10 protein-coding genes are annotated in these 13,107 nt (G+C 49.9%); 8 read left to right on the top strand and 2 right to left on the bottom strand.

Going from position 1 to position 13,107, the window contains the following annotated elements:
- The first annotated feature begins 388 nt into the window (after positions 1 to 388).
- Together IM284_RS12280 and IM284_RS12275 are read left to right on the top strand one after the other, a co-directional pair.
- Positions 389 to 934 (top strand): YfaZ family outer membrane protein, encoded by a 546-nt coding sequence (locus IM284_RS12280; protein ID WP_028015391.1) that lies wholly within the window; start codon positions 389 to 391, stop codon positions 932 to 934.
- On the top strand, positions 934 to 1,254 hold the full coding sequence (locus tag IM284_RS12275) for a hypothetical protein (protein ID WP_028015390.1): 321 nt from the start codon (positions 934 to 936) through the stop codon (positions 1,252 to 1,254). Before IM284_RS12280 ends, IM284_RS12275 begins: the two co-directional genes overlap by 1 nt.
- Positions 1,255 to 1,298: 44 nt before the next feature.
- Here IM284_RS12275 and IM284_RS12270 read toward each other — a convergent pair whose 3' ends face one another.
- On the bottom strand, positions 1,299 to 2,669 hold the full coding sequence (locus IM284_RS12270) for an NAD-dependent succinate-semialdehyde dehydrogenase (RefSeq protein ID WP_047363849.1): 1,371 nt from the start codon (positions 2,667 to 2,669) through the stop codon (positions 1,299 to 1,301).
- 151 nt (positions 2,670 to 2,820) lie between these two features.
- On the opposite strand from IM284_RS12270, the gene IM284_RS12265 reads away from it, so the two are divergent.
- The 6 genes from IM284_RS12265 (at position 2,821) to IM284_RS12240 (ending at position 11,955) form a co-directional block, all read left to right on the top strand.
- Positions 2,821 to 3,564: an AraC family transcriptional regulator gene (locus tag IM284_RS12265; RefSeq protein WP_047367270.1), complete on the top strand. Its 744-nt coding sequence runs from the start codon at positions 2,821 to 2,823 to the stop codon at positions 3,562 to 3,564.
- Positions 3,565 to 3,611: 47 nt separating this feature from the next.
- A complete protein-coding gene (locus IM284_RS12260) occupies positions 3,612 to 4,259 on the top strand; it encodes a LysE family translocator (RefSeq protein ID WP_047367269.1) in 648 nt (215 codons plus the stop codon).
- Positions 4,260 to 4,360: 101 nt separating this feature from the next.
- Positions 4,361 to 5,542 carry a restriction endonuclease gene (locus IM284_RS12255; RefSeq protein ID WP_047367268.1) on the top strand — a complete coding sequence of 394 codons (1,182 nt, stop codon included), beginning with the start codon at positions 4,361 to 4,363 and terminating at the stop codon, positions 5,540 to 5,542.
- A 49-nt stretch (positions 5,543 to 5,591) separates the two neighbouring features.
- Positions 5,592 to 7,211 (top strand): class I SAM-dependent DNA methyltransferase, encoded by a 1,620-nt coding sequence (locus IM284_RS12250; protein WP_047367267.1) that lies wholly within the window; start codon positions 5,592 to 5,594, stop codon positions 7,209 to 7,211.
- Entirely contained in the window at positions 7,201 to 8,607 is a 1,407-nt protein-coding gene (locus IM284_RS12245; RefSeq protein ID WP_072058723.1) for a restriction endonuclease subunit S, read from the top strand. Before IM284_RS12250 ends, IM284_RS12245 begins: the two co-directional genes overlap by 11 nt.
- Before the next feature lie 96 nt (positions 8,608 to 8,703).
- Positions 8,704 to 11,955 (top strand): type I restriction endonuclease subunit R, encoded by a 3,252-nt coding sequence (locus IM284_RS12240; RefSeq protein ID WP_047367266.1) that lies wholly within the window; start codon positions 8,704 to 8,706, stop codon positions 11,953 to 11,955.
- A gap of 55 nt (positions 11,956 to 12,010) precedes the next feature.
- Here the strand turns inward: IM284_RS12240 and IM284_RS12235 are convergent.
- Positions 12,011 to 13,107, bottom strand: a 1,097-nt coding sequence (locus IM284_RS12235; RefSeq protein WP_193055819.1) for an FRG domain-containing protein, incomplete at its 5' end; no start/stop codon positions are given.

Raw genomic sequence — 13,107 nt, 5'->3', positions numbered from 1 at the left:
AGCCCACAACGTAATGAACAAACGTGTCAGAAAAATGACATGGAAAGGAAACGTGGCCGGACATCTGAACGAATAATGACCATAAAAATGTAAAAATTTGTTTTTTTATGTGATTTTAGGAATGGAATTGGAAATTATTAGAAGCGCAATTAATGCATATCAAATCACTATCCCTGCCTCGTTCAGATTTCGTTTAGTCAAAAAATTAAACTGTTCCTCAACATCTGAAATTTGCGCGTTGACACACCGACAACCCAACTTAAGCGTTACAAATAAAGATAAAAGAATTAACAATTACAGCATGAAAAGTCGATTTGCATCACATTTGCAGTCATAAACATCGCTTGTTAAGGTGCCTCCAGATTAATTTGATGATGAGGCACGAAACATGAAAAAACTGAACATTCTTCTTCTTTCTGCACTGACCGCCATCTCGGGTTCCGCACTGGCAATGGGCGGCAGCATTGAGCAGGGTAAAAACTTTACCAACCTCAACCTGGAAATGGGCAAATCCTCATCCGGTGTTTATCTCGAAAGTAACTGGCTGAAAAACACCGACGACGGTACCCAGACCGGTGGCGTGGGCGCAGGTTACAACCTGGAAGTGGGCCCGGTGATGCTGAATGCGGGCGCAAAAGCCATCTACATCGGTCCGAAAAAAGGCGATAACGGCGTGGCCTTCCCGATTGGCGGCGGCGTAAACGTTGCGCTGACCGACAGCATCCACGTCTATGGCGAAGGCTATGCGGCACCAGAAGGCCTGAACAACAGCGTGAAAAACTACGTTGAAGCTAACGGCGGCGTAAGCTGGACCCCAATCAAACCGGTTACGCTGAAAGTGGGCTACCGCCACGTGAGCGTTGACGGTAAAGATGGTCGTCCAAACCACACCCTGATTGATGGCGCATATGTCGGCGGTGGAGTTAGCTTCTGATGAAACACCGCATTACCGCGCTTTGCGTTCTGAGCCTCACGCTGATGCTCACCGGCTGCGTCCAGTACAAATGGGTAAAACCGGGCGTGAGCGACGCTGAGATGAATAAAAAGCTCACGGAATGCGAAGCGCAGGCCCTGATCGATCTGCCTCCGGATAACGTGGTGACCGGTTCGAGCTCGGAAAAAACGGACAAAAAGAACAAGAAAAAGGATATTTCCACGAGCTACACGGTTGAAGACGCGAATGAATATCGCCGGGATACGTTAGTCGACAGCTGCATGTTCAAAAGCGGCTGGGACAAGATCGAAGTACAGTAATCAACTGAAAAAACCTGCCAACCGGCAGGTTTTTTTATTACCTCTTACTTACGCACCACCACCAGCTTCTGGTTCACAAACTCTTTGATCCCCAGATCCGACAGCTCGCGTCCGTAGCCGGAACGCTTCACGCCGCCGAACGGCAGCTCTGCTGCGGTATCGGTGAGCCAGTTGATGTACACCATCCCTGTCTCGATCCGCGACGCCATTTTCTTCGCGCGCTCGATGTCCTGGCTGAACACCGCCCCGCCCAGGCCGTAGTGGGAGTCGTTCGCCAGCGCGACCGCCTCGTCGTCGTTTTTCACCACGTACATCTGCGCAACCGGGCCGAAAAACTCTTCGAAGTACGCCGGGTTATCGCGGGAGATATTCGTCAGGATCGTCGGTTCGAAGAAGCTCCCGTCGCGCTGCACCGGCTTGCCGCCAAAGTGCAGCGTGGCACCGTTTTTCACCGCCTCGTTAACCTGTTTAGTCAGCGTTTCCAGCGCATCTTTGGAAGAGAGCGGCCCCAGCGTGGTGCTCTCGTCCAGCGGATCGCCAATCTTCACCTGCTTAAACGCCTCGGTAAATTTGCTGAGGAAGGCATCCGCAATCTTTTCATGCAGGATAAAGCGCTTCGCCGCGGTACAAACCTGCCCTGCGTTGTTGAGCCGCGCATTCACGCCAATCTTAACCGCTTTATCCAGGTCCGCGTCGTCCAGCACCACAAAGACGTCGTTACCGCCCAGTTCGAGGGTCGATTTCTTAATGTGCTTCGCCGCCTGCGCGGCCACCACGCTGCCCGCCTTTTCGGAGCCGGTTAGCGCTGCGCCCTGCACGCGATCGTCTGCGATGATATTCGCCACCTGTTCGGACGAGATAAACAGGTTCGTCCACGCCCCTTCCGGCGCACCCGCCTCGCGCACCAGATGCGCAAAGGTCTCGGCGCAGTGCGGCACGATGCTGGCATGCTTGGCGATAACGGGGTTACCCGCCGCCAGGTTTGGTGCCAGGACGCGCATCAGCTGGTAGTACGGGAAGTTCCACGGCTCGACGGCCATCAGCACGCCGATGGGGTGATGCTCCACCCACGCTTCCCCAAGTTCAGAGTCGTACTTCACCGGGGCGAGGAACTGCTTCGCGTTGTCGGCGTAGTAGCGGGCGATCTGAGCGCACAGCTTCACCTCGCCGCGGCTCTGTTCGATGAGCTTACCCATCTCCTGGCTGGCGATTTTGGCCAGATCCTCCACGCGCTCGTCGATCAGGTCGGCAAGCTTATGCAGCACCGGCAGGCGCTGGCTGATGTCGCCTTTCGCCCATTCCGAATGGTAAAGCGCATCGGCCGCCTTCAGCGCCGCTTCGATATCCGCGTCGGTATGTGAGGGGTATTCTTTGATGAGCTGGTTAGTGGCAGGATTTACTGTCTGATAAGCCATATCGAATCTCCATGTTTTACCGCTTAGGGTATTAAGGGTAGTCAACATGACTGGCTGTGGACGTAAAGTTGGGTATATCCGGAAGGTTCTGAGTTAAGCAGTGCCGGACGGTTCGCTGACGTGGTATAAAAAACGTCCAGAAGGAGTTTCCATGACCGATACCCGATACGTTCGCCAGACTTTTCACCGCGCCAGGGGCCTTGAGCTGCGCAGCACCTGGCAAAGCACGCAGGCGTACAAACGCCACTGTCACCCTCAACTCTCCATCGGCGCGATTGTTGAGGGCCAGACCTGCTGCGTGTGTCATGACCAAGAGTACATTCTTCATCCCGGGGACCTCATTGCGATCCCGGCTTATGTGCCGCACAGCTGCAACCCCGTCGACGGGCAGCCGCGCAGCTACCATATGCTCTATATCGACACCGATTTTCCTCTGGCGCTACAGGTGATTCGTAACCCTGCCCTGTTTGCCCATTACCTGGACGTCGTTAAGACAATGTCTCCAGCGTCCGTGGAGGCGCTGCTTTCTGCTCTTCCCCGCTGTGCGGATAACGCAGACGCGCTTCGCCCAACCAGCCAGCAGGTTCAGGAGGCGTTTCTTTCCAATCTCACCAGCCCGCCCTCTCTCGACGAACTTGCCCAACGCTTCTCGCTGCGCAAGGAGACGCTGATCCGCTCCTTCCGGCAGGACACCGGCCTGACGCCGGGCAGCTTCCTCAACATCTCCCGCGTGGAGTTCGCCAAAGCGCGGCTACGTGCCGGGGACGACATCGCCGACGTCGGCTACCAGAGCGGCTTTGCCGACCAGAGCCATTTTCATAAGACCTTCGTCAGCTATACCGCCGCCACGCCGCGCCAGTACGCCACAGGCCGATCAATATCAGACAATAAATAGTTTCTGCAGCGCCGTAGCCTGTCCTCAGATGGTTAACTGAGGTCTCTATGGAACTGTTCTTCCCTTCCGCTTTTCTCGCTCTGGCGCTGGCGCATTTTGTTGCGCTGTTGAGCCCGGGTCCGGATTTTTTCCTGCTTGTGGGCTACGCGGCGCGCTATCGGCTGCGCGGCAGCGCCGGGCTGTGCGTCGGCATCGCCGCGGGTAACGCGCTCTATATTGTTCTGGTGATTATCGGCTGGAGCGCGCTGCGCCAGTTTACGTGGCTGTTTACGCTTATCGAGGTATGCGGGGCGCTGTACCTGCTGTGGATCGGCTCGCATCTGGTGCGCAGCCAACCGCAGGCACTGGCGCTTGCAGAAACCCGACAGCGGTGCCCTTCTCTGATCAAGCAGATCCTGCTGGGGCTGGGATCGGCGCTGTTAAATCCGAAAAATGCGCTGTTCTACCTGGCGCTGATGACGGCGTTACTCGGGCCGGACGTCACGCTGCTTCAGCAGGCGACCTGCGGCGTCTGGATGGTGATGGTGGTGCTGGCGTGGGATCTGGCGCTGGTGTCGATGATGGGGCTATCGGCGGTGCAACAGAAGCTTAGCCGTTCGCTGTGGTGGATTGAGCGCACGGCGGGCGTGGTGCTGATGGGGTTTGGCGGGTGGGTGCTGTGGCGGCTGCTGGCAAATAGTGTGTTGTCCCTATAGAAAGCAACGCCTTAATTACCTTACAAAATAAGTGACTTAGCTATTAGTATTTCTTCCCTGACGTGGCAAGCTAACGCCACAGCAATCGTTAAGGGAACAACGTGAAAAATTACAAAGTCATTACGCCACTTTTTCCAACCTATGCGCAGGTTCAGGCAATGATGAAAGCCGTCTCCGGCTATTCAGTGAATTCTGTACGTAACATGATCAGTGCGATTCAGGAACAAACCGGCACGCCGCAAAACCCGGTCGACTGGTCCGAACCTGATATGTGGATCAACGAACGCCTGAAAGGCGAAGACGCTGAGATCGCGCTGCGAATATGGAATCAGGATAGCCACATCCTCAATCCGCGCCATAGCTACGGTAGCTATTTGTTTCTTAACTCTTCTGTCTTCGAGCTGATGGAAACGACGCAGAAAGATACCTGGGTCCCTACCCAGCGCGGGCAGCAATTCCTGAATAACGACGATGCCACGTTACGCGCGCTCGACGATAAAGAAGGGTTACTGCAACTCCTTGAACTGCTTGCAGGACGTGAAATGTCCCGTCGTGCTGACTTACTCCCGGAATGGCAGGCTTTTTTACACCAGCATTCAAAGTTCGCTTCTACCAGTTCTATCAAAAGCACGCTCTACTCGCGCCTCTACAACCTGATCGATCGCGATATGGTCGCCCGTGAAGGGATGAGTTACTACATCACCGATAAAGGCCGGGCATGGTTAGCGAATGCGTTACCGGCCCGAAAAGCCGATCCGCGAAAAGAACTTCTGGACGCGGTGAAGCGCTACAACCAGCAGCAAAAAGAGCAGCTTCGCGAACAAATCAGCACCATGAATCCCTACAAGTTTGAGCATTTGATTGGTCAACTTCTGGAAGCGATGGGTTATGAACAGGTGGAAGTGACCAAAGCGTCGGGCGATAAGGGCGTCGACGTTGTCGGCAGAGTTCAGGTGGGCATTACCACCATTACGGAAGTGGTACAGGTTAAGCGTATGCAGAGCAATATTACCCGTCCTGTTATCGACCAGTTACGCGGTGCGTTGCCTTATCACAGCGCGATCCGGGGCACGCTCATCACCACCGGGCGTTTTGCCGGGAACTGTGAAAAAGCGGCTCTGCATCCCGGTGCGGCTCCTATTACCTTGATAGATGGTGACCGGCTGCTTGAACTGCTGATTGAGAATAATGTTGGCATTCGACGCAGCAACGCGGTCGAGCTGCTGGATGTGGATTTACAGGTTTTTGATGAGCTGGAAGAGGGATTAAAAGGCGAAATTTAACGTCTTAATCGCTACAATAGACGCCAAATTTTTCCTGATTGAGTTCATCATGGCCAAAGCACCAACGAAAAAAGCCAAAGCAAAGAAAGGCTTTGAAGACACATTATGGGATACCGCGAACCAGCTTCGCGGTAGCGTTGAATCCTCCGAGTACAAGCACGTGGTGCTGAGCCTCGTGTTCCTGAAATTTATCAGCGATAAGTTCGAGGCCCGTCGTCAAAAAATGAAGGACGAAGGCCAGGAAGACTTCCTGGAAATGGAGGTCTTCTATCAGCAGGACAATATCTTCTACCTGCCGGAAAAGGCGCGCTGGTCGTTCATCAAACAGAACGCCAAACAGGATAATCTCGCCGTCCTGATTGATGATGCCCTTTCTACTATTGAGAAGCGCAACCCGACGCTGAAAGGCGCGCTGCCGGATAACTACTTCAGCCGTCAGGATCTGGAGACTAAGAAGCTGGCATCGCTGATCGACACTATCGACAACATCGAAACGCTGGCGCACGAAACCGACGTTGAAGCGCTGTCGAAAGAAGACCTGGTCGGCCGCGTGTACGAATACTTCCTCGGCAAGTTTGCCGCCACCGAAGGCAAAGGCGGCGGTGAATTCTATACGCCAAAATGCGTGGTGACGCTGCTGACCGAAATGCTCGAACCGTTCCAGGGCAAAATTTATGACCCATGCTGCGGCTCAGCGGGGATGTTTGTGCAGTCTGTGAAGTTTGTTGAAAGCCATCAGGGGAAAAGCCGCGATATCGCCCTGTACGGTCAGGAACTGACAGCCACCACCTATAAGCTGGCGAAGATGAACCTCGCGATTCGCGGTCTTTCCGCCAACCTTGGCGAGCGCCCGGCGGACACCTTCTTCAGCGACCAACACCCGGATTTAAAAGCCGACTACATTCTGGCAAACCCGCCGTTTAACCTGAAAGACTGGCGTAACGACGCCGAGCTGACCAACGATCCGCGCTTTGCAGGCTACCGTACTCCGCCAACCGGCAACGCCAACTACGGCTGGATTTTGCATATGCTCTCCAAGCTGTCGGCCAACGGTACCGCCGGTTTTGTGCTGGCGAACGGTTCGATGAGTTCAAATACCAGCGGCGAAGGCGAGATCCGCGCGCAGATGATCGAAAACGATCTGATCGACTGCATGATCGCCCTGCCCGGCCAGCTGTTCTATACCACCCAGATCCCGGTCTGCCTGTGGTTTATGACCAAATCGAAGGCTGCCGATCCGGCTAAAGGCTACCGCAACCGTCAGGGCGAAACGCTGTTTATCGATGCGCGTAAACTCGGCACCATGATGAACCGCACCACCAAAGAGCTGACGGCGGACGATATCGCCACCATCGCAGATACTTACCATGCGTGGCGCAGCACGCCGGAAGAGCTGGCCGAGCGCGTTAAGCGCGGCGACAGCAGGCTGGCGCAGTACGAAAACCAGGCCGGGTTCTGCAAGGTTGCCAACATTGAAGAGATCAAGGCTAATGACTATGTGCTGACACCGGGCCGCTATGTCGGTGCTGCTGAGCAGGAAGATGACGGCGTGGCGTTTGAAACCAAAATGCGTGAATTGTCGAAGACGTTGTTTGAGCAGATGAAACAGGCGGAAGAACTGGATAAAGCGATTCGTCAGAACCTGGAGGCGCTGGGTTATGGGGAATGAATACTTCAAACTACCGCCTGGATGGCATTGTAGAAGCCTTGTTGATTGCACAAAAGGTGGAAATATTTCTTATGGCATTGTTCAACCTGGCCAACATCAAGACGATGGCATTAGAATAATTCGTGTAAATAATATACAAAATGGAAAAATTTCCGTTGCCGATGTATTAAAAGTTTCTCACGATGTTGAAAGTAAATTTTCTAAGACGCGATTAGAAGGTGGGGAAGTACTTTTAACATTAGTTGGTTCGACCGGCTTAAGTGCTATTACAACTAAAGACTTACATGGATGGAATGTAGCTCGTGCTATCGCGGTGATTAAGCCATCTGATGAAATAAGCGCAGAATGGATACATATTTGTCTTCAATCTCCTTATACAAAATATTTCTTAGATTCCAGAGCTAATACAACCGTTCAAAAAACTCTTAATTTAAAAGACGTAAAGGAAATTCCATTACCTATACCGCCTATCGAAGAGAGAATGAATCTTGAAAAAATTTATTTTGATTTAGAGAGTAAAATTAATCTGAATTTAGAAATCAACCAAACCTTGGAACAAATGTCCCAAACCCTGTTCAAATCCTGGTTTGTGGATTTCGACCCGGTGATTGATAACGCGCTGGATGCGGGAAACCCAATCCCGGAAGCGCTGCAATCTCGCGCCGAACTGCGTCAAAAAGACCGCAATAGTGCAGATTTCAAACCACTTCCGGCGGATATTCGTGTGCTGTTCCCGGCTGAATTTGAAGAAACAGAGTTAGGTTGGGTGCCTAAAGGTTGGATAACAACATCTTTTAACGATTTGATAGAACTAATTGGTGGTGGCACACCTAAAACCTCTGTAGAAGAGTATTGGAATGGAGATATTCCGTGGTTCTCTGTCGTCGACGCACCTAATGAATCCGACGTATATGTATTAACTACAGAGAAAAACATTACCACTGAAGGGCTCAACAATTCCTCCGCAAAGTTATTAAGAAAAGGAACAACAATAATCAGCGCCAGAGGAACTGTAGGGAAATGCGCTATGGTTGCTGTACCAATGGCAATGAACCAGTCATGCTATGGAGTTATTGGTAAAAATAATATTTCTGATGAATATATTTATTTCCAATTAAAAAATGCGGTCCAGACTCTTCAACAAATGGGGCACGGTTCAGTCTTCAACACAATAACAAGAGATACATTCAAAAATATTAAAGTTCCTTTTTGCAATGAGGAGTTAACAAATAGTTATTCTTTACTTGTCAAAAATTACTTTTCAAAAATACTAAATAATAATTATCAAAATATTGCTTTAAGCAACCTCCGCGACACCCTGCTCCCCAAACTCATCTCCGGTGAGCTGTCCCTGGAGGGTCTCCCCGACCTCATCAAACAAACAGAAGCCGCATAACGCATTTTTGCCCCTGTAAAATCAGGGGCTTTCTGGTAAAGTTTTCTCTTATTACAGGAACCCCTACCAGAAAACCAGCCAGGGCCGGAGCGGGATATGCATCTCTCATTCAGTGAAGCGAAGTTAGAACAGGCAATAATTGAACTGCTACAGGAGCAGGGTTACCAGCACCTGACAGGCGACAATGTGCCGCGTTCCAGCCTCGATCAGGTGATTATTGAAGACGATCTTCGCCACTATCTCGCTGCTCGCTATCAGGCTGACGGTATTACGGAAAACGAAATCCAGCGGCTGATTAAACAGTTCACTACCCTTCCCGCTTCCGATCTCTACGAAAGCAATAAGATCTTTTGCACCTGGCTGGCAAATGGCTTCCGGTTTAAACGCGACGACCGTCAGCAGAAAGATCTCTATATCGAACTGCTCGATACCCGGTACCTGCCCGCCGCGCTGCGTGAGCTATTCGATAACGAAGAGGAACCACTGCAACAGGCTGCTGAAACGCCTGCAAGCTATCTTATCCAGCCGTTGAACCGCATTAAGATCGTTAATCAGCTGACCATCACCGGCAAAGAAAACCAGCCGCGCATTCCGGATGCCATCCTGTATATCAACGGCCTACCGTTAGTGGTGTTTGAATTTAAAAGCGCGGTGCGAGAGCAGGAAGCCAATATTGGTGATGCGTATAAACAGCTCAGCACCCGCTATCGTCGCGATATTCCGCAGCTGTTTGTTTATAACGCGCTGTGCATCATCAGCGACGGCGTCAATAACCGCATGGGTAACCTTTTTGCGCCTTATGAGTATTTCTACTCCTGGCGTAAAGTCACTGGTAACGAAAACCGAGAGCAGGATGGCATTCCTTCCCTGCACTCAATGATTCAGGGACTATTTCACCCGGTACGCCTGCTGGATGTGATTAAGAACTTTATCTGCTTCCCGGATAAAGCCAAACACGAAGTGAAAATCTGCTGCCGCTATCCGCAGTACTATGCCGCGCGCAAGCTCTACTACAGCATTGAGCGAGCGCGTAAACCTTACGGCAACGGTAAAGGCGGCACCTACTTTGGCGCCACGGGCTGCGGTAAGAGCTACACCATGCAGTTCTTAACCCGCCTGCTGATGAAAAGCGTCGAGTTTTCCAGCCCGACCATAGTGCTAATCACTGACCGTACCGATCTGGACGATCAGCTCTCCACGCAGATGTGTAATGCCAAAAATTATATCGGTGACGATACCGTGGAGCCCGTCACCAGCCGCTGCGATCTGCGGGAAAAGCTGGCCGGTCGTAACAGCGGCGGCGTCTTCCTGACCACCATCCATAAATTTACTGAAGACACCGAATTGCTCTCCGAGCGAAGCAACGTTATTTGTATCTCTGATGAAGCGCACCGCAGCCAGGTCAATCTGGATCAGAAAGTGATCGTCGATAAAGAGAGCGGCAAGGTACGCAAGACCTGGGGGTTCGCCAAATATCTGCACGACTCGCTGCCAGCGGCCACCTATGTCGGTTTCACCGGGACGCCTGTAGACGCTACGCTGGATGTCTTCGGCGCGGTAGTGGACAGCTACACCATGACCGAATCCGTTCAGGATGAAATTACGGTACGCATCGTCTATGAAGGCCGTGCTGCAAAAGTGATCCTGGATGCCAGCAAGCTGGAAGAGGTAGAGAAATATTACGAAGAGTGCGCTAACGCGGGCACCAATGAGTGGCAAATCGATGAAAGTAAAAAAGCCAGCGCTACCATGAATGCGATCCTCGGTGATGAGGATCGCCTAAAGGCGCTGGCGGAAGATTTTGCCAAACATTATGAAAAGCGCGTCGCTGAAGGCTCGACGGTGAAAGGTAAGGCAATGTTTGTCTGCGCCAGCCGGGAAATTGCCTGGGATTTGTATCGTCAGTTGAAATACTGTCGTCCGGCGTGGTTTGAGGTCAAACAGGCCCCTGAAGGGGTTGTGCTTACCGAGCAGGAGCAGAAAGAGCTGCCACCGTCCGAAATGGTCAAGATGGTGATGACGCGAGGTAAAGACGATGATGCCAAACTGTACGACCTGCTGGGCAGCAAAGAGTATCGTAAAGAACTGGATAAACAGTTCAAAAATGCAAAGTCGAATTTCAAAATCGCTATTGTGGTCGATATGTGGCTCACCGGTTTCGACGTCCCGGAACTGGACACTATCTATATCGATAAGCCGCTGCAAAAACATAACCTTATCCAGACCATATCCCGTGTTAACCGCAAGCTGGAAGGAAAAAGCAAAGGCCTGGTGGTGGACTATATCGGCATCAAGCGCCAGATGAACCAGGCACTCGCGATGTATTCCCGCATTGATGCCACCAACTTTGAGGACATTCAGCAGTCGGTCATTGAGGTGAAGAATCATCTCGACCTGCTGTCGCAGGTGTTCCATGATTTCGACAGCCGCGCTTACTTTACGGGAGAGCCTCAGGCTCATCTGGCATGTCTGAATCAGGCGGCAGAATTTGTCTTGCGTACACAGAAAATAGAACGTCGCTTTATGGGGCTGGTGAAGCGTCTGAAGGCGGCCTACGATGTCTGCTGCGGCAGCGAGGCGTTATCTCAGGCAGAGCGAGATCGTATCCATTTCTATCTTGCCGTGCGCTCCATCGTCTTTAAGCTGACTAAAGGCGATGCTCCTGACGTTACCCAGATGAACGCCCGCGTTCGAGAGATGATTTCTGACGCATTAAAGGCAGATGGCGTGGAAGAACTATTTTTCCTGGGCGATAAGAAAGCGGAATCGATCGATATTTTCGACGAGGATTATCTGGCGCGTATTAATAAGATCAAGCTGCCCGCAACAAAGATCCAGCTTCTCCAGAAACTGCTTGAGAAAGCCATCAGTGACTTTAAAAAAATTAACCAGCTTCAGGGGATCAACTTCACCCGTCGCTTCCAGCACATCATGGATAAATATAATGAGCGCCGGGAAGACGACGTGCTGAATGGTGAAGAGTTTGATCATTTCAGTCAGGAAATGACCGACATTATCTATGATATTAAAACCGAAATGGGCACTTATGCAGATTTGGGAATTGATATCGAAGAGAAAGCGTTTTATGACATCCTGGCACATATGCGTGACAAGTATCAGTTCAACTATGAAGACGACAAGATGCTGGCGCTTGCAAAAGAGATGAAAGCAGTAGTTGATAACACGTCGAAGTATCCTGACTGGAGTAAACGTGATGACATCAAAGCCAAACTTAAAGTTGAGCTAATTCTTTTACTGCATAAACATAAGTTCCCTCCGGTTGCAAATGATGATGTATATATGGGGGTACTTGCTCAAGCCGAAAATTTCAAAAGCAACATTCTTTAGGAAACTAATTTTTCAATAAAGCCATCTCAATCATATAAGAGATGGCTAAAAAAACTCATCTAAATGTGTTTACCCATTTAATTTTCCTACTTAATCCATCTAAACCCGGATATACGGCACCTTCATGGATACCGTAATGGTACAACTGTTCTTTTAATTTACGCCTTAATCCTGCAGGGATAATAACCTTATAGATTTTTTCAGGATAAAATGGCTTTGTAGGAGTAGAATGTACGGTAAAAAGCCCATTCTGGGCAATAATCCTTTTATTCAGATGAGCAGGCTCAAAAATTATAGCATCGCGATCAGCGGGTATTTTCAATGGATCAGATTCAAATATTTCAGTTTGGTCGCCCAAAGACTCTATTTCTATAGGACTAGCATCATCAATGTATAACCATACTACCGAGTCATTTGTGCTTGCATCATCTTCTACAGAAAAATATAAAGCAATCAATGGATTAGTTGTCCAGTCAAGTAATCTTGTCGGTAATCCATGATGTTGAGCCAAGGCTAACCATTCCCATTCATTTCTGGGTGTAAAATCAAGGTAGGGCAATGCTTGCTGCTTGAATTGTTCAAAAATAAGCCTCTCTGTACCTTCCCTGCTAGAATCCTCAATATCGAGTCGACCAATGGAAGGTTTCAACTCCCATTTGGAATTTGTCATACCTCTATATACGATATTTTTATTAGTAAACTTTTTCCTAAAGCCAGAAATAACATCATGATATCTTGTGAAAGAATCACCAGTAAGACTTAATATACGCTCATTAAATTCTTCAATATAATTAGAAAAACGCAGATCATAATCGCAATCTTTTACTTCACTAACATCTGATAACTTGCTAAAAAACTTCACATTACGGGGAATTTCAAATATATCCAAAATAGCTGAAACATGTTCTTCATTTATAATGTTTTTATTCTTTACTCTTGAAAATTTATTACTCGCATCAATGAACGTTATAGGATCAGATTTTTTCCTTTCTTTCCTGATAACAAGCAAACAAGTAGGTATATTTGTCCCAAAAAATAAATTTGCAGGCAAACCTATAACGGTATCAATACAATTATATTCATCAATCAATATTTTACGCAGATCCTTGTCCCTACCACCACGATGTAATGCTCCATGAGTTAACGAAATAA

It is taken from the genome of Enterobacter cloacae complex sp. P12RS, from assembly GCF_014895875.1.
GTDB lineage: Bacteria > Pseudomonadota > Gammaproteobacteria > Enterobacterales > Enterobacteriaceae > Enterobacter > Enterobacter bugandensis.
This window is presented reverse-complemented; position numbering and strand designations above follow the sequence as displayed.